Raw genomic sequence first — 21646 nt, 5'->3', positions numbered from 1 at the left:
TTGTCGCATGATCACGTGCAAGCACCCAAAAAACGCAATAAAAAACGCCGCAAATCCGTTTGAATCTGCGGCGTTAAAACGATGCGTTCGCGATGATGGCGTTTATGGGACGGTATAAAGCATCCCGAACCACTGCCACCGTGATTGCGCGCCAAGGGCAGTGCAATTAATCCGCCAGCGACCAGACGCCACCGGACCATCCATGCGAATTTCGATCCGCTCATCGCCAAGGCGGCTCATGGTTGCCTGCCCATCAGACGGATAGCATGACACGTTTGGCGCAGGCTCCTTTAACGTAAAGCCAAAGGCCGGCGGGTTTCGTGTCAGGGTATAGTCGCCCGGTGTCACGTCGCTCACCCGCAACGGCAAAGAATTTGCCGCCAGGCTAAAGCGTTCCATCGCACCATAATGCTCGTTAAGGGCAAAACGCGGCAGATACATGAAATCTGACTCGTCGCTCATCGCACCACTTTGCTGACCAAACGCGGACTTGTACCCGGCATCCGTGACAGCCTTGATCACCGCGTCATTTGCCTCACCGTAAGGATAAGCAAAGATTTCCGGGACAAAGCCGAGTTCTTCCTTAAACCGCTCTGCCGAATGGGCAAGTTCGGCTTTGACTTCATCAATCGGAAGGTCGGGCAAATGGGAATGATGCTGGCTATGCCCGCCAATCGTCGCCCCGTCGCGCACCATTTCGCGCACCATGTCCCAGGTCATATAATTGGAATAACCTGCGTCGATCTGCTCGCTTGAAACAAACACGGTAAATGGCATGTTATTTTTACGAAAAACCGGCCATGCCAGCTCATAGACAGAACGATAGGCATCATCAATCGTGATCCCGATTGTCCGGTCGGGCAATCCGCCGTCGCCTTGAAGTGCGGCCACAATCTCGGGCACACCCAGCACGGTGTAATTGCCGTTGGTCAGTTCCTTGATCTGGGCGTCGAACTGCTCGGTGGTGATGTTGGTCAACGGGTAATCATTTTCGCCAAAGCGATGATACATGAAAACCACGGCCGATTTCGCATCCCCGGTCGGTACTTTGGCCGTCATTGCGTCGTTGGTCGTTGTCGCCGCGGCATCATTTACATCAGCATTCGCCTGATCGGTCGTCACAGTTTCGGTCGGCACCGACTCCGTGCTAGAATTTGTTGTCTGATCGTCAGCTGATTGCGCCAGTACATGACCGGCACCAAATATCAGTCCGACGGCGAATGAAAGACCAACCACCACACTGCGCAGCATGGACATGGAAGTCATCCGTGTCAACGCGGTGGCCAATGCGTGCCCTTTGGCGTCAAATGTCATTTCTATTTCCAGTATTCTGCGAACCACTCCTCGTGGCGGACACCTGGTTCATGGCACCTCGCCCCAACATTGTGACCTCCGGCCACAGAAAGCGTCCCGTTTTTCGAGATCATCTTTCATATGAAAATACCAGTGAACCACTTGTTTTTCCACATTTCATATGGATAGGGCATGCACGGTTGCGAATTGTCCCTGTATGCTTAACTTTATGAAAGAGTCCTAACCCCCATCCAAATTGAGAGGTTCCATGCTTGATTCCACTGCACTTGATCTTCTGTTTCACGGCGCGCGCACCCATACCCAATGGCTGGACCGCGATGTTGATACCGACCTTCTCAAACAGGCGTGGGATCTAGCCGTGATGGGACCAACCAGTGCCAATTGCGAACCGATGCGGGTCAGTTTTGTAAAATCCCCCGACGCCAAGGCACGACTTAAACCCTGCCTTGCTGCCGGTAATGTTGATAAAACCATGGCCGCACCGGTCACCGCCATCATTGCCCATGACATGGAATTTTATGAAAAACTGCCCGATCTGTTCCCCCATACCGATGCCCGGTCATGGTTTGCCGGAAAGGATGATGCGATTAAAACAACGGCGTTTCGCAATGGTTCGCTACAGGCAGGCTATTTCATTCTGGCTTTGCGTGGCCTTGGGCTTGATTGCGGCCCGATGTCAGGGTTTGACAATGCAAAACTGGACACGGAATTTTTTGCCAATACCCCGGTTAAAAGCAATTTCCTGATCAATATCGGTTACGGCGATGCAGCCAAACTGCATGAACGCAGCCCGCGTCTAAGCTTCGATCAGGGTGCTCGTATCCTTTAAGGACACAGCGACACGTCACATCGGGCAATCGTTGCCATCCGTTCCTGCGTCTGCGGTCTTTTTCGGGATCGCAGACGTTTTTTTTCAATTGCTTCATGACCTTGAAAACTGTCATCAAACTTTTATTTGATCTTTACCAGCGTATAACCATTTTAGGTCCACTTTTAGACCTGCGTACAGCAACAGGTCATCATACCTTCTCAACAGGAGCGTCAATTGGGTTTCAGCCAATTGTTACTTACGGCTTTGGCCGTTGCCTTTCCAGCAGGCATTGTATTCGTCGTCCTTGCGGCGATGGAACTGCTTGGCTGGGGCACGGCGGTCGTCGCCGCGACGCTTTCCTGGTTGGGAATTGCTGCGATACTGCGCATCTATTTTGGCGATTTGCGCCGGGTTGCCCGCTATGCCACCGATCTGCGCGACCGGTTCCGGGGAACACCGCCACAGCATCTTTCCTTTAGCGCGGCGTCTGAACTCTCATCGCTTTATACCCAGATCGCCAGTACGTTTCGCGAACGTATTTCACATCTGGAAACCCAGACCAGCACCGATGCCGAAATCCTTGATCACCTGCCCAATCCGGTGGTGATGGTCAACCGGCACCGGGTTGTCACCGGGTTCAATCAGGCCGCACGGGGATTGTTTCACAACCTTGAAACAGGACGCGATCTGACGCGGTTTATCCGTGATCCGATCCTTCTGGATGCGTTTGATGATGTTGCCAACGAACGCGAAACCATGAAGCATGCCGAGTTTATTCTGGCCAGCGACGCGCACCGTCATTTTGATGTGCTGACCGCACGCCTGCCCGCAGCAACCGGCGACCGAAATTTTGTTCTCAGCTTTTCCGATCTGACCGAGCTTCGCAAACTTGAACAGATGCGTGCTGATTTCGCCACCGATGCCGGTCATGAATTACGCACCCCGCTTTCAGTACTGCTGGGCTTTATCGAAACGCTTGAAGGTCCGGCCAAAGATGATCCGGATGCCCTTGCACAATTCCTGCCGGTAATGCGCGATCAGGGCCTGCGCATGCAGCATCTGATCGAAGATTTGCTGTCGCTGGCGCGGATCGAGTTGAACGAACATACCCCGCCGTCCGAGGATTGCGACGTTGGTAAAATCATTGGCAAGGTTGCTGAAACCCTTGCGATGAAGGCCGATGCCAAGGGCATGAAGATCCGCGTTGATCATGCGCTTGATAACACCGAAATCGTCGGCGACGAAAAGGAACTGACACAGGTGTTTGTCAATCTGGTCGAAAACGCCATCAAATACGGTCATCCCGATACCGATGTCGAAGTTTCGATTACCTTGGCCAAAACCCCACCCGGTGCGCTGGCCCGGTTCCGCCATGACCGTATCATGGCCGTCGCCATCCGCGACCATTCTGACGGCATCGCACGCGAACACCTGCCGCGCCTGACCGAACGGTTCTACCGGGTTGATACCGCCCGCTCACGCGCGGTTGGCGGAACGGGCCTTGGACTGGCCATTGTTAAACATCTGGTACAACGCCACCGCGGCACCATGATCATCGACAGCGAACAGGGCGTTGGGTCGGTCTTTACCGTCTATCTGCCCGCCAAGGCCGACAACAATATCCGCAAATTGCACAGCGCCTGACCCGTTCAGACAAAAAGGCCAGCACCGAAATGCTGGCCTTTTGGCAATCTGCGTCGAAGATATCGTTTCGGTTACAAAATAAACTTCGAAAGATCAGTATCCTTCGACAGTTCTTCGACCTGCTCACGGACATAGGCGCCATCGACTTTGAACGTCTCGCCCGCCCGGTCGGTCGCGGTAAAGCTGATGTCATCCAGAAGCTTTTCAAGCACCGTATGCAGGCGGCGTGCGCCGATATTTTCGACCGCCTCATTCACACTGGCCGAAATGCGGGCAATTTCATCAATCGCATCATCGCTAAAGTCCAGTGTGACGTCTTCGGTCTTCATCAGGGCAATATACTGCTTGATCAGGGAGGCTTCCGGCTCCATCAGGATTTGGCGGAAATCGCCTTCGGTAAGCGCCTTGAGCTCCACCCGGATCGGCAAACGGCCCTGCAATTCCGGCAGAAGGTCCGATGGTTTGGCCAGATGGAATGCGCCCGAACAGATAAACAGGATATGGTCGGTTTTGACCGTCCCGTGTTTGGTTGAAACGTTGGTGCCTTCGATCAGTGGCAGTAAATCACGCTGCACGCCTTCGCGCGAGACATCACCACCGCGTTCCGACCGCGCGGTGATTTTATCGATCTCGTCTAAGAACACGATGCCGTTCTGCTCGACATTATCAATCGCCTCGGCAGTAACCTTGTCATTATCAAGCAGCTTGTCGCCTTCTTCATCAATCAGGCGCTCAAAGGCTTCTGTGACGGTCATGCGTTTGGGCTTGGTATTGCCGCCAAAGGCCTTACCGAACATGTCATTCAAGTTCATCATACCCATCTGGGCACCGGGCATGCCCGGAATATCGATGGTCGGCATCGAGGACGAACTGCTTTCCTGAACGTTGATTTCGATTTCCTTGTCCTGCAACTCGCCTTCACGCAGCATCTTGCGGAATTTCTGGCGGGTATCGGCGGACGCGTTTTCCCCTACCAGTCCATCAAGAATACGTTCCTCGGCCTGCATTTCTGCCTTGGCCCGGACCTTTTTGCGCATGGCCTCACGGGTCAGATCAAGCGACACTTCAACCAGATCACGCACGATCTGTTCAACATCACGTCCGACATAGCCCACTTCGGTGAATTTGGTGGCTTCGATCTTGATGAACGGCGCATCGGCAAGCTTTGCCAGACGGCGCGCAATTTCGGTTTTACCCACCCCGGTCGGGCCGATCATCAGGATGTTTTTGGGCAGAACTTCATTGCGCATAGTGTCGTCAAGCTGCTGACGACGCCAGCGATTGCGCATCGCAATGGCAACCGCGCGTTTGGCTTCTTTCTGACCGATAATGTGGCGATCCAGTTCGGAAACCGTCTCGCGCGGGCTGTAATTCTGGGTCATTTTGGTGTTCCGTTTTGTTATTGCGACGGATGCGTGATCAGGGCCCGAAACGGCACCCTGCCTATTTCGCATCCTCGATTTTTTCGAGCGTGACGCTGCCATTGGTATAGACGCAAATCTCACCGGCAATCTTCATGGCCTTGCGGGCGATTTCCTCGGCTGTCATGTCCTGATCCATCAGGGCACGGGCAGCAGACAAGGCGTAGTTTCCGCCCGATCCGATGGCGATAATGCCGTCTTCAGGTTCCAAAACATCACCCTGACCAGTCAAAACCAGCGAAATGTCGCGATCAGCAACCGCCATCATGGCTTCAAGCTTGCGCAAATAGCGATCTGTGCGCCAATCCTTGGCCAGTTCAACACAGGCACGCATGGTTTGGCCCGGATGACGGTCCAGTTTGGCTTCAAGACGCTCAAGCAGGGTAAAGGCATCTGCCGTCGCCCCGGCGAAACCGACAATGATGTCACCTTTCTGACCAATCCGGCGGACCTTGCGGGCATTGCCCTTGATCACGGTCTGGCCCAGCGACACCTGACCATCACCGGCCACCACGACTTCATTCCCCTTGCGCACAGACAGGATCGTCGTGCCGTGCCAGCTTTGTTGTTCGCTCATGAATTATCCTTGAATATCATCCAATGCTTCGACCAAGAGTTAGCACGCACAACCGCCCGGTCAAGGGCCAAGGCCGATCATGGGGTTTTGTCGAATGGCAAATACTGTTTCAACGCCAAGACCCATAAAAAATTCAAGGCACAGTGCGCTAACTTGCTTTAGGCTTGAGCCACAAAAGAATTTCAAAGAACGCTAGGACCCAAACCCATGAGCAGCACCGATCTGACCCAATCCCATCTTGGCAAATGCATCCTTGCGGGGCAGGGTAAAATCAAGGCGGATCTGGTCCTGCGCAATATCGGGTTGCTCGATGTCATCACCGGTAACGTCACTGTGACCGACATCGCAATCGTTGGCGACCGCATCGTCGGTACCCATGGCAGTTATGCTGGCGAGACCGAGATCGACTGCACCGGAAAATTCGCCGTTCCGGGCTTTATCGATACCCATCTGCATATCGAAAGCTCATTGGTCACCCCGCTTGAATTTGATCGCTGTGTCTTGCCCCACGGTGTGACAACAGTTCTGTGTGATCCCCATGAAATTGCCAATGTTCTGGGGGCGGACGGCATTCAGTACTTCCTTGAATGTGCTGAACAGTCGGTGATGGACATTCGGGTCAACCTGTCATCCTGCGTTCCGGCCACCGCCTTTGAAACGGCGGGCGCACGGCTTGAAATCGAAGACCTCCTGCCGTTCCGCGATCATGAAAAGGTCGTCGGGCTGGCTGAAATGATGAATTATCCCGGCGTGCTGAACCTTGATCCGGGCATCATGGCCAAGCTCGAAGCGTTTCAGGACGGGCATATTGATGGCCATGCGCCACTGGTACGCGGGCTTGATTTGAACGGCTATATGGCCGCTGGCATTCGCACCGACCATGAAGCCACCTCAGCTGACGAAGCCCGTGAAAAACTCGCCAAGGGCATGGCGATCCTGATCCGCGAAGGATCGGTCTCCAAGGACCTCGAAGCACTGGCTGAAATCTTAGACGAAAACAGCTCCAGCTTCGTGGCCCTGTGTACCGATGACCGCAATCCGCTTGATATCGGTGAAGAAGGCCATCTTGATAGTCTGGTACGTCGCCTGATTGGGCATCTGAAAGCCCGCAATTGCCCGATCCATCATGCCTATCGCGCCGCGTCCCACTCGGCCGCCCGCATTTTCGGCCTGCGTGATCGCGGTTTGATCGGGCCGGGCTGGCGGGCCGATATCGCCATTCTCGATGATCTTGATACCTGCGATGTTAGCGCTGTCATCGCCGCGGGCCGTCTTGTCACCAATGATCTGTTTGCCAAACGCAAAACCATCGATCCGGTCGGGCTGTCATCGATGAAGGCCACCCCGGTTGATGCAGCGGCCTTTGCCTGCGATCCCAAACCGGGCCAAAACCAGACCCCGGTGATTAAGGTCAAACCGGGCTTGATCCTGACCTTCCGCGACGAAGCCACCCTTGAAATTGGCGAAAACGGCCTCAAACCAGACCTTGCCAACGATGTGATCAAAGTGGCCGTCGTCGAACGCCACGGCATCAATGGCAATATCGGCAGAAGTTTCGTGCGCGGCTTTGGGCTCAAACGCGGCGCGATTGCTTCCTCCGTCGGACATGACAGCCATAATATTACCGTGGTTGGTGCAAATGATGCTGACATGGCGGCTGCGGTCAATCGCCTGATTGAAATGGGCGGCGGTTTTGCCGTTGCTGATAACGGAAAAGTCACGGCGGAACTGCCGTTACCCGTCGCCGGCCTGATGAGCCTTGAGCCGTTCGAAGCGGTCGAAAAAGACCTGATTACGCTGCGCGCCGCGGCCAAGGATTTAGGCTGTGTTTTGCCCGAACCGTTCCTTCAGGTCGCATTCCTCGCCCTTCCGGTCATCCCGCACCTGAAAATGACCGATCGCGGCCTGTTTGATGTCGATAAGTTCGATTTTGTTTGAGGGTTTTGCGGTGAAGACAATCCTAATCACCGCAAATTATGCGATAAATAAACTTGCTATTCACCGCAAATACCCGGCATAATCACCGCAAATGGAGCGGTGATTATGCCCTGGATTTATCAAAACAGCCAATGGCCCAAACTCACCTGGAACGATAATGCCCTTATCATTGCACTTGCTGATTGCCGCTTTCAGCAGGGAAAACTGCTCGGCAAAATGGCAGCACTTGGCTTTAATCTGCAACAGGAAGCAAGCCTTGATACCCTAACGAACGACATTATCAAATCATCGGAAATCGAGGGCGAACGCCTTAACCGCGGCGAGGTTCGATCATCTGTCGCGCGCCGTTTGGGCATGGACATGGCCGGTATGGTCTCCACCAATCGCAATGTTGACGGCGTCGTTGAAATGATGCTTGATGCCACCCAGAATTACCACGAAAAGCTTACAGCAAACCGGTTGTTTGACTGGCACGCGGCCCTGTTTCCCACCGGACGCAGCGGCATGCACAAAATCGCAACCGGCACTTGGCGCACGGATCAAAATGGCCCGATGCAGGTTGTCTCCGGTCCCTTTGGCCACGAAACCGTTCATTTCGAAGCCCCGGCGGCATCGATGCTCGCCGATGAAATGTCGGTTTTTATCGATTGGTTTGAGGATTCATCGCCAATCGACCCGATCATTAAAGCAGCAATCGCGCATTTCTGGTTTGTCACCATCCATCCGTTTGACGACGGCAATGGACGTATTGCACGTGCAATTGCCGATATGGCCCTTGCCCGTGCCGATAACAGTGCAACCCGTTTTTACAGCATGTTGACCCGGATCGAGACTGAACGACGTGACTATTACACCCAACTTGAACGTCAACAACGCGCAACGCCCGACATTACCGAATGGGTTGGCTGGTTCATTGCCTGCCTTGGGCGCGCCATTGAAAATGCCGACGACACACTGGAAACCGTTTTACAAAAAGCACGCATCTGGGATACCGCAAACAAAGCGGGGATCAATGCGCGGCAAACCGTGATCCTCAACCGCATGCTTGACGGGTTCAAGGGATATATGAACACGTCAAAATACGCCAAAATTGCCAAATGTTCGAATGACACAGCACTGCGCGATCTTCAGGCGTTGGTCGATGCGAACATATTACAAAAAAATGCCTCTGGCGGCCGCAGCACCAGTTATCGGCTCGCTGATATCCCGGTTAAAGAGTAGCCGGGGCATTTTACGGCCATAACCTGGCCGGTTAAACTGGCTTTTGCGCGACTTTGTTGCTAAATACGTCCCAACATATGCATCCCTATCTGCAGGAAAGGAGCTTTGCATGCGCAAGGCCCGCGTTGAGCGTAATACAAACGAAACCCAGATCACGGTTGAGCTGAACCTTGACGGTACCGGCGTTTATGACGTCGAAACCGGCGTTGGCTTCCTTGATCACATGCTCGAACAGCTTTCACGCCACAGCCTGATGGACCTGAAGGTCCGGGCCAAGGGCGACCTGCATATTGATTTCCATCACACCACCGAAGATGCCGGGATTGCCATTGGCGAAGCCTTTGCCAAGGCACTTGGCGATAAAAAGGGCATCAACCGGTATGGCAGTTGCCTGTTGCCGATGGATGAGGCGCTGACCCGTGTCGCGCTTGATATTTCAAGCCGCCCGTATCTGATCTGGAATGTCGATTTTAACCGCGACAAAATCGGCGACATGGATACCGAGCTGTTTCGCGAATGGTTCCAGGGCTTCGCCCAGGCCGGCGGCATTACGCTGCATGTCGAGAACCTGTATGGCGAGAACAATCACCATATCGTCGAAAGTGCCTTTAAGGCGCTGGCACGGTCGCTGCGTGTGGCAATTGAAATTGATCCGCGCAAATCCGATGCCATTCCGTTGACCAAGGGCACACTTGGTGGATCACTTTGATCTGACGTGATCTGATCACATAAAGATCGGGAGTATACCGGTGGGACATTGGTGCCACCGGGACCAGAAAATCGGTTTTCGATGCAGGTTTACACAGTCCATATCCATCCCGGCGATGCCGACCCGATGGAAAACGCCATCCTGATCCGCGAAGGGTTCAATTTCTGGGCCTTTCTGCTGTCGGGGCTTTGGGCGTTGTATCATCGCCTGTGGCTTGGCTTTTTCGCAATTGTCGCGGTGTCGTTGGCGTCCGGCCTCTTGGTCCGGCTGTTTAACGGCGGGCCGGAAATGGACTTTGCGTTGGCCCTTCTGACCGGGATCGGCTTTGGCCTGATTGGCAATGACCTCAGGCGCCGCAAGCTTGCCGCCAAGGGCTGGAAAATGGTCGATATCGTGGCTGGTAAAACCTACTCTGATGCCGAATATCGCTGCTTTGCCAATCTTGGCAGCCAACGGATCAGAACAGCCCACCTTGGCATCACGCAATTGGCATCACCGCCGCAAACTGTTGTCTCCACCCCCTCAACCGGGAGCCCATCCTACCCATGAGTGTTGCGATTATTGATTACGGTTCAGGCAACTTGCGTTCGGCTGCCAAGGCATTTGAGCGCGCCGCCCGTGAAACCGGATTTTCCGACGATATCATTGTCACCAATGACCCCGAAAAAGTCCGCAGCGCCAGCCATATCGTGCTTCCGGGTGTTGGCGCCTATGCCGATTGCCGGGCCGGGCTTGATGCGGTGACCGGCATGGTCGATGTGCTGAGCGAACAGGTGATCAAGGGCGGCAAGCCGTTCTTTGGCATCTGTGTTGGCATGCAGTTGATGTCGTCTGTCGGGCGCGAATTTGTCACGACCGACGGCCTTGACTGGATCAAGGGCGAAGTGGTTGCGATCACCCCAAACGACCCGACCCTTAAAATCCCGCACATGGGCTGGAACGAGCTGGTGCTTGATCCCGCCGGGAAGGCACACCCGGTGATGAACGGAATTTCAGACGGCGATCATGCCTATTTCGTGCACAGCTATCACATGCATGTCGCCAACCCGGCCGAACGGCTGGCATCGGTGTCCTATGGCGGCGATTTAACCGCAATGATTGGACGTGACAATATGGTCGGCACCCAGTTCCACCCGGAAAAAAGCCAGCAAACCGGCCTTACCATCATTGGGAATTTCCTGGGGTGGAAACCATGATCGCACCAAGTGATACCATTCAGGATGGCGTCATGGCCGAACATGTCACCCAGCTTTCGGCGGGGGATTTGTCCGACATCGTTGATGCCTGCACGCAGGCCATTGTCGAAGGCGGCGGGTTTGGCTGGCTGACCCCGCCAGATCGCCCGGATATGGAAAAATACTGGCGTGGCGTTTTGCTGATGCCCGGGCGCAACTTGTTTGTTTCGCGCGTTGATGGCGTGATTTCCGGCGCGGCACAACTGATCGAAACCCCGGCCAACCTCGAAGCACAGCGCCATTCTGCCCAGATTTCCGGCCATTTCGTTGCCCCATGGGCACGCGGGCGCGGCAATGGCAAGGCGATTGTGCGCGGTATCGAATATTTCGCCCGCGAAGCAGGCTACAGCGTTTTGAAACTCGACCTTCGCGAAACCCAGACTGCCGCCATCGCGCTTTATAATGGGCTGGGATACGTCCGTTGGGGGATCAATCCCTATTACGCGATGATCGATGGCAAGATGGTCGAAGGCTATTACTACACCAAGAAAATACAGGACACCGAGCAGTGAATCTTTATCCCGCAATTGACCTCAAAGACGGTGCCTGCGTTCGCCTTTTGCGCGGCGACATGGACAAGGCAACCGTGTTTAACGATAACCCCGGTGCACAGGCCGGTGAATTTGTCGCCGCCGGGTGTCACTGGGTCCATATTGTTGATCTAAACGGTGCCTTTGCTGGCGAACCGGTCAATGGCGCTGCGGTTGATTCCATCCTGGCTGCGGTCGATGGCAAAGCCCAAACCCAGCTTGGTGGCGGTATCCGCACCATGGAAACCGTGGATTATTGGCTGAACAAAGGCATTACCCGCGTCATTCTGGGCACGGTCGCGCTGCGCAATCCGGACTTTGTCAAACAGGCCTGCGCCAAATGGCCGGGTCGGGTGGCGGTGGGCATTGATGCCCGTGATGGCTATGTCGCGGTTGAAGGCTGGGCGGAAACATCCGAAGTCACCGCCCTTGAATTGGCCAAGAAATTTGAAGATTGCGGTGTTGCCGCGATCATCTTTACCGACATTGACCGGGATGGCGCGATGGGCGGGCCAAATATTGAGTCCACCGTTGCACTGGCGTCTGAAATCTCGACACCCGTAATTGTCTCGGGCGGTGTGTCATCGCTTGAGGATCTGATTGCAGTCAAGGCCCATACAGATGCGGGTATTGATGGCGCGATTTCCGGGCGGGCACTTTATGATGGCCGCATTGACCTTACCGCTGCCATCGCGGCATTGGCCTAACGCTTAAAACAGGAAACCGACCATGCTGAAAACCCGTGTCATTCCCTGTCTTGACGTCAAGGACGGCCGCGTCGTCAAAGGGGTCAATTTCGTTGATCTGATTGATGCCGGTGATCCGGTCGAACAGGCGCGTATTTACGACGCCGAAGGCGCGGACGAGCTGTGTTTCCTTGATATCACGGCATCCAGTGACAACCGCGACACCATTTTTGACGTGGTCGCGCGCACCGCAGAAGCCTGCTTTATGCCGGTCACCGTCGGCGGCGGCGTACGCACCCTTGAAGATATTCGCAAATTGCTGCTGGCCGGTGCGGACAAGGTTTCGATCAATACCGCCGCGGTCAAAAACCCCGATTTCGTCCGCGAAGCCGCGCGCAAGTTCGGATCGCAATGCATTGTTGTTTCCATCGATGCCAAATCAACCGGCCCCGACAAATTTGAAATCTTTACCCATGGCGGGCGCGAACCGACCGGGATTGATGCCGTTTCGTTTGCAAAACAAATGGTCGAATATGGTGCGGGTGAGCTTCTTGTCACCTCGATGGACCGCGATGGCACGCAATCGGGCTTTAACATCCCGCTGACCAAAACCATTGCCGATAGTGTCCATGTGCCGGTGATTGCATCGGGCGGGGTCGGGACCCTTGATCATATGGTCGAAGGGGTGCGTGACGCGCACGCATCGGCGGTTTTGGCCGCATCGATCTTCCATTTTGGCACCTATCGCATCCGTGAAGTCAAAGACCACATGAAGGCCGCGGGCATCCCCGTGCGCGAGGAATAAGGGCCCGTCATGACCGATCAATCCAAACATATCCTTGATGCGCTTTATGCAACCGTGGCCGCGCGCAAAGGGGCCGCCCCATCAACCAGCTACACCGCCAAGCTGTTCTCAAAGGGTACGGCCAAAATCGCCCAGAAAGTCGGCGAGGAAGGTGTTGAAACCGTCATTGCCGCCCTCGCCGAAACCCCCGATAAGGTCGCGTCCGAAAGTGCCGATCTGCTGTATCATTTAATGGTGCTGTGGGCCGATCAGGGTGTCAAACCGCAGGACGTCTGGAACATTCTGGCCGAACGCCAAGGCATTTCCGGTATTGCCGAAAAGGCATCGCGCACCGACGACTAACCGGTATCAAGCCACTATCCGAACCCATCATACCCGCGAAGGCGGGCATCCAGCCCTGTCCGCATACGCCCCCACAAACAGGCGCAACGCCGGGCCAACATGCCCAAAGCGCAAAACCAGTCACACTATTTTCCAAAATCCAAATTGCGTCTGCTGCCAAGCCTGTCCAATATGGCGGCCATACATCACATCTATCGACATTTAGCGATCAGGAGCCCCACAATGGCCGTCAAACCCTATGACCCGGAAAACATCTTCGCCAAAATCCTGCGCGGCGACATCCCGTGCAGCAAGGTCTTTGAAGACGACCATGTGCTGGCCTTTAACGACATCGCCCCACAGGCCCCGACCCATGTTCTGGTGATCCCCAAAGGCGCCTACACATCCTATGACGACTTTGCGCTCAATGCCTCAGACGCCGAAATCATCGCCTATACCCGCGCCATTGGTAAAATCTCCAAGGCTGCTGGCGTGATTGAAGACGGCTACCGCCTGATCGCCAACACCCGCGACCACGGCCGCCAAGACGTCCCGCACCTTCATGTTCATATCCTGGGCGGTGAGAAGCTCCCGCGGATGCTGCCAACGGCATAACTTTATCCACAGGCTAACTTCCCACCCTGATCATGTTTAATACTTCAGCCTATCCAGCTATTACGTTGACAGGGTTTGGAACTTTTCTCGCAGTTTTCTTAGTTTATCTGCAGTTTGAGCAGAGGAGATGCGTTGAGGTATCATATCAACGGTTCCACCATACTGGCCTGAAGTTGCCGCATCCCCAGTCTGCTCAATTTCGTGGAAGAACAGCTGTGCAATCGTTTGTCCAGGATACAAAGTTAATGGAGTTTCCCCCAAATTACGGAGCTCGAGAGTTAAACTCCCAGCGAAATATGGGTGAATGCCAACGGCTGTAGCAACAATTAGCCCAAGTCGTCCCCAAGTGGACCTACCGACTACATAAGCTATTAAGTCACTTGGCAACCGAATATATTCTAAACTGGTTGCAAGTATAAATTGATGTGGATGTATGACTATACTACTTCCAAACGGAACATATTCTCGACGATATAAATGTTCAAAACTTGGGTTCGCATTTTCGTCGAGTTCATCAATACTTCTAAATGCCGAAGGCGTAACCAAAGCAAACTCAAATCCAAGCCTTAAATCAACTGACGCCTGACTATCTTTTACTTGTTCGTCAATATTTAAAAGAGGACTTACAATCAAACGCTGATCGAGTTCGCTACTCATACGACTCTTTATTGCGTAAGCATTTAGGCAAGTCATGTAACCTCCTCCCATGAACGGCGCGCTTCTGATAGCTCAGAAGCTTTCACTAAGAGTGTATGAAGTCGTTCCATCCTCCAAGAATCTTCATTTCCAAATTTGTCTGGTTGAACTTTTATTTTATCTAGTTGAGTTAATAGAGCGACCCAACCTACGTTAAGCACGGTAGAGAGGGATGTCGCCACAGACTTGCCAGAAGAGTCTGGCTCTTCAATAGGTGGTATCAACAAACACAATTTATCCAGATGATTATTTAAATCACGATCAAATATTTCTGGCGTGTAAATCAAATTACTGCAATTATTTTTTAAATAACCCAGTGACTTATCGTATATTGTATCGTATATTTCCTCAAGAAAACCTATAGATTCAACCATAGTTGCGGCAATATGAATTTCATATCCACTCATACTTATTAGATCATTAAATAATTTGTCAGAAGCAGGACACTTTAAAAGCGCAGGACTATTTATATCTTCATCGAAATCTTTAGATGTTCTATTATTAAAAACTTCCACGTACGATAGTGATCTATCATTCCTTTTCTTCATTTGAGAAAACAACAACTTCCTACGCAAATCACTTGGTGGATGACTCATACCCATTCCGAAACCAGGATTTGTTATTTGGATAAAGCCGGTGGAAGAAAAATAAAATGCAGGGCCAGCAATATGATGTGCAACTGCATCTGCTGCCAATTCTTCGATCCATGAACTAAGAATCTTACGCACATCAATGGACTGCTTTTGAGTGAGTTGGGCTCCCACCCTAGTTTCAATTGACACCTGAAGCTGCTTTAGTTCGGTCGGTCTCTCAAGGTTGATATCTAGAGATAAGTCTCTGTAGATAGCGTGCCCAGCTTCATGAGCAACCAATGCAAAGTAGGGGAACATCCCCAAAGCACGACTTGGAACCGTGATTCTAAAGAATGGCCAATTTATATATTTAATAGCTTCAGTTAATGAACTTGCTGGACTGCTAATTTGCTGAAAGTATTGCTTCGAATAAGATGCCAATTCGTAGTTAGCAAGATGCTCCGCTCTAAAAAAGCTTGTTTGCTTGATTCCTAAATCATCCAACCAGCGCTTTAATGGCCTCACAACTGCATGTGGTAGCTCCGATGCCTCAGCACCCTGCAAACAAGTTAAACAGTCAAAAGATAGTTGGGCAAGCCTGGCTGACTTATTAATCAAATCAATTTGGGAATCTTTATCTAAGCTGGAATCTTTTTCGGACCGATCTAAATAGCCATTCGCCGTATCAATAACCCCCCGAATGAGAGCCAACCAGCGGTATGGTCCCGGCAACCGCCCAGGAAACACCTGACCTTGCAGCACTTCAGCTTGTTTTTCCAATCGCGCCAAAAATAGGCGATCAGCCCTTCGAGCCGCATTTAAATCCATCACAAATAACTCGAAAAGACCAACGGGCTATTTGGCTTGCTCAGCGCTCTCTTTAACCTCAGTGCTTCCAAAAAGGATTGGAGAAATTCAGAACAACGAACTCTCTTATCCTCGGAAACAACAACATTATTTTTCAAATTTTCGAAAACATCTCGGGTTTCGGAGATACGACCTGCGAGGCTCTCCCCATATTCAGAGTGAAGATATTTGAAAATCATTTCAAACGTGTCACATGCCGGTTTCTGATCCGCCCGAATAAATAACGAGTTGCGCCCAACAAGTTCAGAACCTTCGGTTGCGGCATCAAATATCGCCAGCACGCCCTCCAATACAACCTCTTTTCTAGAAGCGTTGCTGTCTGCCTCTACCGCAAGAGCTAACCCATCTTCAAGTACATGCTCCAACCCGACTTCGGAAATAGTATCATCATTTATCATCATCACGATTTTTCTCCCAAAGTTACCGACAAAAAACCCTAACCAAACATAACTTCTAAGAAGCAGCTCGAAGCCGAATTAGCTCACTATTTACTTCTTCCAGAAGTCGAGCTACCTCAATAACAAATCCAAAAGCTAGCTGTCCTGTGGCCAGAGTTTCGAGAACTTCATCACTTCTTCGCAAAAACACATCTCTACCATCTGTGACGATATAAGGAGTTGGGAGAGAGGTCGAAATAATCTCAGGATGATGTTTTCTTAGATTATTTAAGGCCCTACCCAATCTACTTACACCGACCCCTGCATCGAGAAGCTTAGCAATTCCACGGAGAATTACCACGTCCGTGAATGTATACATCCTCTTTCGACCCCGGCCTCTTTCAACCGGATAACTTGGTACCGCTATATTGGTCCTGCACAGATAGTCGATCATTGTAACAGGTAGCCCACTCAAAATCGCGGCTTGTCTCGTATCAAACGCTTCTTCCAAATGAGCACCCTCGCACAAATGATTTATTCATAGTCTAGCTCTGAACTATGAATTAGTCCACATTATATCCTCAGAGTTATCCACAGAACATCAATTTTTGGTAGAATATTATATAAAAATAATCACCTATAAAGGTGTATATATTGAGCGCAATCAAGGATTTACTTGACTGATATTTGACTAACAAGGCCAATCATGATCACTAACGTTCCCGAACAAAAAATCTTTTCTTACTTGGCAGGCAACTGGACGCTAGTGCGTGATCTGGGTGAAGCTGGACAGTTTACCGGCGATGTCACGTTCCATGCCGCCGATCCGGATAAACCCAATGTCCTGCGCTACCGCGAAGAAGGGTTTCTGACCCGCCCGGATGGCGCGCAATTTGACGGCTACCGCGAATATGATTTCGTGCTGCATGAAGATCCGGCTGCAATTGAGCTTCTATTTCGCGATCCCTTAAGTTTTGGCAATCGCTATGTGATGCTGCAATTTGGCGAAGATGCCGATGAGGGGCTATGTGCGCGTGACATTCATCCATGCGGGGACGATTTTTATCATCACTGCATGATCTGGCACGATCAAGATCATTTCGAAACCAAGATAAAAGTCACCGGCCCGAAAAAAGATCATCTGCTTCACAGCGTTTATCGTCGTACATAAAGACCAGATAAATACATTATATCAGCTGGTTAGTGGTTTTGATCCGTACCCGCTTCGCGTAATACCCAATCACGAAACGCGCTGACTTCCGGGCTCTCCACACGGTTTTCCGGGGTGATCAGGTAATAGGCCCCGGCACTTTGCACCGTCGCATCGCAGACGATTTCCAGACTACCGTCAAGAAGCGGTCCTTCGATCAACACACGCGGCAAAAGGGCAATGCCCACGCCCGCCTTGGCCGCCTCGATCAGCATAAAGAAATGCTCAAACCCCGGTCCGGGTGCCCCGGTGATGGCAACCCCATGCGCCAATCCCCAATCATGCCACGCCTTGGGCCGGGTGGTATGGACCAGCCGTGGATGATCGGCAATCAGGGCGGTAAGGTCGTCTTTCCGATCCGGCGCGACATATCCCGGTTTGGCGACAACCACCTGAATTTCATCAAGAATCTTATCGGATTTCAGCCCCGGCCACGTCCCATTGCCAAAATACAGCCCAACATCCAAAAGCCGACTACCAAGCTCGGGGCTGCGGTCCGGGGTGGCGAAATTAAGCGCCAGGGTTTCGATCACCGGGCGGATATCCGGATATTCGTTTTGAAAGCGGTTTAATCTCGGGATCAGCCACGCACTGGCGATGGTATGCAATGCCCCGATCACCAGTTTACGTTCCCCCGTCCCATGGGTGACCAGATCAAGGGTTGCGGCTTCAATCTCATCGAGCGCGCGGCGCAATGTCGGCAAATAGGCCCGTCCGGCGTCCCGCAAAGTAAGTTTCGGCCCATTACGATCAAACAGCGCCATGCCAAGGCTGGCCTCAAGGTTGGCGACCTGCTGACTGACAGCCCCGGCTGTCACCGATAATTCATGCGCCGCCCGGGCAAAACTGCCCAACCGGGCGGCTGCCTCAAACGCGCGCAGGGCATTGAGCGGCGGGGTGGTCGGGCGCAGCGCCATAGCAATAGATTTCCTGATGCTAAATGCAGAACTTCTGATTTTACCGGCAGTATTATGCTGGTTTAGACTGGTTCAAACAACACAGCATTAGATAATCTTAGGAGAATCCCATGTCCTTACCCCCGTTCCATCTGGCCTTCCCGATCAAATCCATCGCCGACACCCGCGCGTTCTACATTGATATTCTGGGCTGTGACGAAGGTCGCTCGACCGAGGCGTGGATTGATTTTGATTTCTTTGGTCATCAGCTGTCCGCCCATGTCCGGTCTGAGGCCGGGCAAAACGCCGGGTCGGGCACGGTCGATGGCGATGCGGTGCCAATTCCGCATTTTGGCGCGGTTCTGGAATGGGACATCTGGCATGGTCTGGCCGAGCGCCTGAAAAACGCCGGGGTAACATTCCTGCTGGAACCGAAAATCCGCTTTGCCGGTGAACCGGGCGAGCAGGGGACGTTTTTTGTTGAGGACCCGGCGGGAAATGGCGTGGAATTCAAGACATTCCGCGACCCGGCGATGATCTTTGCCCATTGATCGAAGGTCAGGGCGCAATCTTCGAGGCATCCCCACGCCGAACGATTGACCAACGCCCTTAACTGCTGTCATCAATAGACGCGCCAGAAAATGCACCGGAACGCTTTGCGATCTGGCGCGTTTATATTGATGGCCCCCCAAAACCGGCACCCTCATCTGTCACCGCATCAGGAGAAAGCCCCATGCCAACCAATACTGCCGCGCCCAATATCCTTATTTCCGCCGCGGGCGAAGACGCCGATTGGAAAAAGGCGCTGGTTGAACGGCTGCCTGATGCCAATATCGTCACCGGCGACGACAATTACGATCCCGCAACGATTGACTTTGCCCTGTTCTGGAAACAGCCGCAGGGACTGATCAAAAACCTGACCAACCTTAAAGCGATCTTTTCGCTGGGGGCCGGGGTCGATCATGTTGTCTCATCGCCAAGTCTGCCGAAAAACATCCCGGTCATCCGGCTTGAAGATGCGGGGATGGCCGATCAGATGGTGCAATATCACCTCTATGCAGCCCTTCATTTCATGCGTGATTTTGATGTCTATAGCGCCCAGCAGGCCAAGGCCAACTGGACCCAGCATGACGTCGCACGTATTTCAAAATGCCGGGTTGGTGTGATGGGGCTGGGCGCCCTGGGTGCGGCCGTTGCCACCGCGCTTTCGAACCTTGGCTTTACCGTTTCAGGTTGGAGCCGCTCGATGAAGGCGATTGAGGGCATCACCACCTTTGCCGGTGAAGATGCCTTTGACGAATTTCTGGGCGAGGCCGATATTCTGATCTGCCTTCTGCCGCGCACGCCGGAAACAGAAGGATTGCTTAACAGCGAAACCCTGTCGCATCTGCCAAAGGGGGCTGCGATCATTAATGCCGCACGCGGTGCGATGATCAATGAGGCCGATTTGCTGCGTGCGATTGATACAGGGCATCTGCGCGGGGCGTTTCTTGATGTTGCCGTTACCGAGCCGCTGCCTGAAAGTCATCCGTTCTGGGATCATCCGAAAATCCGCATCACCCCGCATATTGCCGCGGCCACCCGGGTTGAGGAATTGGCCGATCAGATTGCGCAAAACATTGATCGCATGGCACGTGGTGAAACGCCAACCGGCCTTGTCGATCGTCAAAGCGGCTACTAAACGCGCGGATAGATGAATTGACTTGCCGGGCGGGGTGCTTTCTGGGAAGAAACAGCACCCCGCCCGTTTTGTTTTCAAAGGACTTTCGATGTCGGCCAAAACCTTTGTCGCCCTTCGTGTTGATTGCGATGCCCAGACGGCTTTTGACGTGTTCACCAACGAGATTGATCTTTGGTGGAAGCAAGGCCCGCGCAACCGGCTGATTGGCAATCGCCCCGGCGTCATGCAATTTGGCGAACGCGATAATGGCACGCGGTTTTTACAGGAAGTCGATAAACGTCGCCCCGATTTCGTGGTCGAGGCGGGCAAAGTGACCCATTGGGACCCGGCCAAACGGCTGGCATTTGAATGGCGCTGGCCAACAGCAGACCGCAAAGAACCCGTCACCCATGTTGATATCCGCTTTGCGCAATCTGGTGACGCCACGCGCCTGACCCTGACCCATAGCGGGCTTGAGGCATTATCCGCGGCCCATCCGGCGCGCAATGGCCTGAATGATAACCGGTTCAAACCAATGATGACCCATTACTGGCAAGCCCATCTGGTTTCATTGCGAAACCGGATTAAACAGCTTTCCGCCCATGAAGGCCCGGCGTAATCTTTGTGGGTTAGATATCCGCCTCGGCCAGAATATTGGCCACCCAATCGACGAACACCCGCACCCTGACTGAAAGCTGACGGTTTTGCGGATACAGGATGCTGACCGGCATCGGATCGGGCGGAAATTCGGGCAGGATATCCACCAACCGCCCGGCTTTAAGATCATCAGCAACCCGATAGCGCGGCACCTGAACCAAACCAAGCCCGGCATAGGCGCATGCCGCATAGCTATCCGCGCCGGTCACCGAAATGCTGGCCGGAAGCATGATCTGGCGCACCGTGCCATTGACTGTGAAATCAAGCGGGATCGGCTTGTCATCGGCGCCTGACAGGAAGCTCACCATCGTATGGCCCTGGGTTTTCAGGTCTTCAAGCGTTTCGGGCATGCCCGTGCGGGCGATATAATCCGGGCTGGCAACGGTTGCCTCACGCAAGATGGCGAGCCGTCGTGCAATCATTGACGAATCTGACAATCCGCCACTGCGCACCACGCAATCAAATCCCTCATGCACCAGATCGACAAACCGGTCCCCGTCACTAATCATCAGATCGATACAGGGATAGCGTTCCAGAAACTCCGGCAGACGCGGAATGATAAATTTGCGCGCCAGCGTGCCTTGTAAATTGACCCGCAAAAGCCCGCGCGGATCCGTCCGGCGAAAGATACCATCGGCTTCTTCAAGCTCGGCCAGAATATCGACACACCGCCGGTAATAGGCCTCGCCATCGAGTGTCGGCACCACGGTGCGCGTCGTACGATCAAGCAACCGGGTCCGCAGGCGCGCTTCAAGTCGCTGGATAGAATTGGTCATGGTCGCACGCGGGATCAAAAGGTCCCCGGCCGCCTTGGTAAAGCTTTTGCGCTCCACCACCCGGACGAAATTGCGCATTTCCTCAAACCGGTCCATCGCCATGTCTCA

General features: G+C 53.1%; 25 protein-coding genes. 16 read left to right on the top strand and 9 right to left on the bottom strand.

All coding sequences use genetic code 11. The features are described from left to right. Positions 1–102: 102 nt before the first annotated feature. Positions 103–1257 (bottom strand): polysaccharide deacetylase family protein, encoded by a 1155-nt coding sequence (locus AC0VXT_RS20505; protein WP_475546885.1) that lies wholly within the window; start codon positions 1255–1257, stop codon positions 103–105. A 304-nt stretch (positions 1258–1561) separates the two neighbouring features. Here AC0VXT_RS20505 and AC0VXT_RS20500 point away from each other — a divergent pair, with 304 nt between their 5' ends. Together AC0VXT_RS20500 and AC0VXT_RS20495 are read left to right on the top strand one after the other, a co-directional pair. Next, on the top strand, positions 1562–2143 hold the full coding sequence (locus AC0VXT_RS20500) for a malonic semialdehyde reductase (RefSeq protein ID WP_475546884.1): 582 nt from the start codon (positions 1562–1564) through the stop codon (positions 2141–2143). Between the two features lie 216 nt (positions 2144–2359). After that, positions 2360–3769, top strand: a complete 1410-nt coding sequence (locus AC0VXT_RS20495; RefSeq protein WP_022733709.1) for an ATP-binding protein — start codon at positions 2360–2362, stop codon at positions 3767–3769. Positions 3770–3840: 71 nt separating this feature from the next. On the opposite strand, the gene hslU is transcribed toward AC0VXT_RS20495, so the two are convergent. Next, the gene (gene hslU, locus AC0VXT_RS20490; protein ID WP_475546883.1) at positions 3841–5151 is read right to left on the bottom strand and encodes an ATP-dependent protease ATPase subunit HslU; all 1311 of its coding nucleotides are present in this window, start codon (positions 5149–5151) and stop codon (positions 3841–3843) included. Positions 5152–5212: 61 nt separating this feature from the next. Further along, positions 5213–5767, bottom strand: a complete 555-nt coding sequence (hslV, locus tag AC0VXT_RS20485; RefSeq protein WP_022733707.1) for an ATP-dependent protease subunit HslV — start codon at positions 5765–5767, stop codon at positions 5213–5215. 207 nt (positions 5768–5974) lie between these two features. On the opposite strand from hslV, the gene ade reads away from it, so the two are divergent. The 10 genes from ade (at position 5975) to AC0VXT_RS20435 (ending at position 13827) form a co-directional block, all read left to right on the top strand. Next, positions 5975–7705 carry an adenine deaminase gene (gene ade, locus AC0VXT_RS20480; protein ID WP_475546882.1) on the top strand — a complete coding sequence of 577 codons (1731 nt, stop codon included), beginning with the start codon at positions 5975–5977 and terminating at the stop codon, positions 7703–7705. A gap of 105 nt (positions 7706–7810) precedes the next feature. Continuing rightward, positions 7811–8926, top strand: a complete 1116-nt coding sequence (locus tag AC0VXT_RS20475) for a Fic family protein (protein WP_475546881.1) — start codon at positions 7811–7813, stop codon at positions 8924–8926. Positions 8927–9035: 109 nt separating this feature from the next. Further along, positions 9036–9635, top strand: a complete 600-nt coding sequence (gene hisB, locus AC0VXT_RS20470; protein ID WP_475546880.1) for an imidazoleglycerol-phosphate dehydratase HisB — start codon at positions 9036–9038, stop codon at positions 9633–9635. Between the two features lie 81 nt (positions 9636–9716). Beyond that, the gene (locus tag AC0VXT_RS20465; protein WP_475546879.1) at positions 9717–10184 is read left to right on the top strand and encodes a DUF2628 domain-containing protein; all 468 of its coding nucleotides are present in this window, start codon (positions 9717–9719) and stop codon (positions 10182–10184) included. Beyond that, positions 10181–10831 carry an imidazole glycerol phosphate synthase subunit HisH gene (gene hisH / locus AC0VXT_RS20460; RefSeq protein ID WP_475546878.1) on the top strand — a complete coding sequence of 217 codons (651 nt, stop codon included), beginning with the start codon at positions 10181–10183 and terminating at the stop codon, positions 10829–10831. The genes AC0VXT_RS20465 and hisH overlap by 4 nt, the downstream gene beginning before the upstream one ends. Beyond that, positions 10828–11382, top strand: coding sequence for a GNAT family N-acetyltransferase (locus tag AC0VXT_RS20455; RefSeq protein WP_430471600.1), 555 nt, complete (start codon positions 10828–10830; stop codon positions 11380–11382). The genes hisH and AC0VXT_RS20455 overlap by 4 nt, the downstream gene beginning before the upstream one ends. Next, positions 11379–12107 carry a 1-(5-phosphoribosyl)-5-[(5-phosphoribosylamino)methylideneamino]imidazole-4-carboxamide isomerase gene (gene hisA, locus AC0VXT_RS20450; RefSeq protein WP_475546877.1) on the top strand — a complete coding sequence of 243 codons (729 nt, stop codon included), beginning with the start codon at positions 11379–11381 and terminating at the stop codon, positions 12105–12107. Before AC0VXT_RS20455 ends, hisA begins: the two co-directional genes overlap by 4 nt. Positions 12108–12129: 22 nt before the next feature. Continuing rightward, positions 12130–12891 (top strand): imidazole glycerol phosphate synthase subunit HisF, encoded by a 762-nt coding sequence (gene hisF, locus AC0VXT_RS20445; protein WP_167445582.1) that lies wholly within the window; start codon positions 12130–12132, stop codon positions 12889–12891. A gap of 9 nt (positions 12892–12900) precedes the next feature. Then, entirely contained in the window at positions 12901–13233 is a 333-nt protein-coding gene (locus AC0VXT_RS20440; RefSeq protein ID WP_475546876.1) for a phosphoribosyl-ATP diphosphatase, read from the top strand. Between the two features lie 222 nt (positions 13234–13455). After that, positions 13456–13827, top strand: coding sequence for a histidine triad nucleotide-binding protein (locus tag AC0VXT_RS20435; RefSeq protein ID WP_475546875.1), 372 nt, complete (start codon positions 13456–13458; stop codon positions 13825–13827). A gap of 60 nt (positions 13828–13887) precedes the next feature. Here the strand turns inward: AC0VXT_RS20435 and dcd are convergent, their stop codons facing one another. From dcd to AC0VXT_RS20415, 4 genes are read right to left on the bottom strand one after another with little or no spacing between them, the layout of a single operon-like run. Continuing rightward, positions 13888–14484, bottom strand: coding sequence for a dCTP deaminase (dcd, locus tag AC0VXT_RS20430; RefSeq protein ID WP_475546874.1), 597 nt, complete (start codon positions 14482–14484; stop codon positions 13888–13890). Between the two features lie 32 nt (positions 14485–14516). Next, complete coding sequence (locus AC0VXT_RS20425; protein ID WP_475546873.1) at positions 14517–15923, bottom strand: hypothetical protein; 1407 nt, start codon at positions 15921–15923, stop codon at positions 14517–14519. Beyond that, a complete protein-coding gene (locus AC0VXT_RS20420) occupies positions 15923–16366 on the bottom strand; it encodes a hypothetical protein (RefSeq protein ID WP_475546872.1) in 444 nt (147 codons plus the stop codon). The genes AC0VXT_RS20425 and AC0VXT_RS20420 overlap by 1 nt, the downstream gene beginning before the upstream one ends. Before the next feature lie 49 nt (positions 16367–16415). Beyond that, positions 16416–16793 carry a MerR family transcriptional regulator gene (locus tag AC0VXT_RS20415; protein WP_475548607.1) on the bottom strand — a complete coding sequence of 126 codons (378 nt, stop codon included), beginning with the start codon at positions 16791–16793 and terminating at the stop codon, positions 16416–16418. 252 nt (positions 16794–17045) lie between these two features. On the opposite strand from AC0VXT_RS20415, the gene AC0VXT_RS20410 reads away from it, so the two are divergent. Further along, positions 17046–17510: a DUF6314 family protein gene (locus AC0VXT_RS20410; RefSeq protein WP_475546871.1), complete on the top strand. Its 465-nt coding sequence runs from the start codon at positions 17046–17048 to the stop codon at positions 17508–17510. A 29-nt stretch (positions 17511–17539) separates the two neighbouring features. Here AC0VXT_RS20410 and AC0VXT_RS20405 read toward each other — a convergent pair whose 3' ends face one another. Next, positions 17540–18466, bottom strand: coding sequence for a LysR substrate-binding domain-containing protein (locus AC0VXT_RS20405; protein ID WP_475546870.1), 927 nt, complete (start codon positions 18464–18466; stop codon positions 17540–17542). A 110-nt stretch (positions 18467–18576) separates the two neighbouring features. Between AC0VXT_RS20405 and AC0VXT_RS20400 the strand changes: the two genes are divergently transcribed. The 3 genes from AC0VXT_RS20400 (at position 18577) to AC0VXT_RS20390 (ending at position 20724) form a co-directional block, all read left to right on the top strand. Then, on the top strand, positions 18577–18996 hold the full coding sequence (locus AC0VXT_RS20400; protein ID WP_475546869.1) for a VOC family protein: 420 nt from the start codon (positions 18577–18579) through the stop codon (positions 18994–18996). Positions 18997–19178: 182 nt separating this feature from the next. Further along, complete coding sequence (locus tag AC0VXT_RS20395; protein ID WP_475546868.1) at positions 19179–20126, top strand: 2-hydroxyacid dehydrogenase; 948 nt, start codon at positions 19179–19181, stop codon at positions 20124–20126. Positions 20127–20214: 88 nt separating this feature from the next. After that, complete coding sequence (locus tag AC0VXT_RS20390) at positions 20215–20724, top strand: SRPBCC domain-containing protein (protein ID WP_475546867.1); 510 nt, start codon at positions 20215–20217, stop codon at positions 20722–20724. 10 nt (positions 20725–20734) lie between these two features. Here the strand turns inward: AC0VXT_RS20390 and AC0VXT_RS20385 are convergent, their stop codons facing one another. Continuing rightward, on the bottom strand, positions 20735–21634 hold the full coding sequence (locus AC0VXT_RS20385; protein ID WP_475546866.1) for a LysR family transcriptional regulator: 900 nt from the start codon (positions 21632–21634) through the stop codon (positions 20735–20737). Positions 21635–21646 lie beyond the last annotated feature (12 nt).

This window comes from Thalassospira sp. Z349TD_5 (assembly GCF_056173045.1).
This window is presented reverse-complemented; position numbering and strand designations above follow the sequence as displayed.

Coding starts and splice junctions, on each gene's coding strand:
- AC0VXT_RS20505 (WP_475546885.1), bottom strand. CDS start 1,257: ATGTCCATGCTGCGCAGTGTGGTGGTTGGTCTTTCATTCGCCGTCGGA.
- AC0VXT_RS20500 (WP_475546884.1), top strand. CDS start 1,562: ATGCTTGATTCCACTGCACTTGATCTTCTGTTTCACGGCGCGCGCACC.
- hslU (WP_475546883.1), bottom strand. CDS start 5,151: ATGACCCAGAATTACAGCCCGCGCGAGACGGTTTCCGAACTGGATCGC.
- hslV (WP_022733707.1), bottom strand. CDS start 5,767: ATGAGCGAACAACAAAGCTGGCACGGCACGACGATCCTGTCTGTGCGC.
- ade (WP_475546882.1), top strand. CDS start 5,975: ATGAGCAGCACCGATCTGACCCAATCCCATCTTGGCAAATGCATCCTT.
- AC0VXT_RS20475 (WP_475546881.1), top strand. CDS start 7,811: ATGCCCTGGATTTATCAAAACAGCCAATGGCCCAAACTCACCTGGAAC.
- hisB (WP_475546880.1), top strand. CDS start 9,036: ATGCGCAAGGCCCGCGTTGAGCGTAATACAAACGAAACCCAGATCACG.
- AC0VXT_RS20465 (WP_475546879.1), top strand. CDS start 9,717: ATGCAGGTTTACACAGTCCATATCCATCCCGGCGATGCCGACCCGATG.
- hisH (WP_475546878.1), top strand. CDS start 10,181: ATGAGTGTTGCGATTATTGATTACGGTTCAGGCAACTTGCGTTCGGCT.
- AC0VXT_RS20455 (WP_430471600.1), top strand. CDS start 10,828: ATGATCGCACCAAGTGATACCATTCAGGATGGCGTCATGGCCGAACAT.
- hisF (WP_167445582.1), top strand. CDS start 12,130: ATGCTGAAAACCCGTGTCATTCCCTGTCTTGACGTCAAGGACGGCCGC.
- AC0VXT_RS20440 (WP_475546876.1), top strand. CDS start 12,901: ATGACCGATCAATCCAAACATATCCTTGATGCGCTTTATGCAACCGTG.
- AC0VXT_RS20435 (WP_475546875.1), top strand. CDS start 13,456: ATGGCCGTCAAACCCTATGACCCGGAAAACATCTTCGCCAAAATCCTG.
- dcd (WP_475546874.1), bottom strand. CDS start 14,484: ATGAGTAGCGAACTCGATCAGCGTTTGATTGTAAGTCCTCTTTTAAAT.
- AC0VXT_RS20425 (WP_475546873.1), bottom strand. CDS start 15,923: ATGGATTTAAATGCGGCTCGAAGGGCTGATCGCCTATTTTTGGCGCGA.
- AC0VXT_RS20415 (WP_475548607.1), bottom strand. CDS start 16,793: ATGATCGACTATCTGTGCAGGACCAATATAGCGGTACCAAGTTATCCG.
- AC0VXT_RS20410 (WP_475546871.1), top strand. CDS start 17,046: ATGATCACTAACGTTCCCGAACAAAAAATCTTTTCTTACTTGGCAGGC.
- AC0VXT_RS20405 (WP_475546870.1), bottom strand. CDS start 18,466: ATGGCGCTGCGCCCGACCACCCCGCCGCTCAATGCCCTGCGCGCGTTT.
- AC0VXT_RS20400 (WP_475546869.1), top strand. CDS start 18,577: ATGTCCTTACCCCCGTTCCATCTGGCCTTCCCGATCAAATCCATCGCC.
- AC0VXT_RS20395 (WP_475546868.1), top strand. CDS start 19,179: ATGCCAACCAATACTGCCGCGCCCAATATCCTTATTTCCGCCGCGGGC.
- AC0VXT_RS20390 (WP_475546867.1), top strand. CDS start 20,215: ATGTCGGCCAAAACCTTTGTCGCCCTTCGTGTTGATTGCGATGCCCAG.
- AC0VXT_RS20385 (WP_475546866.1), bottom strand. CDS start 21,634: ATGGACCGGTTTGAGGAAATGCGCAATTTCGTCCGGGTGGTGGAGCGC.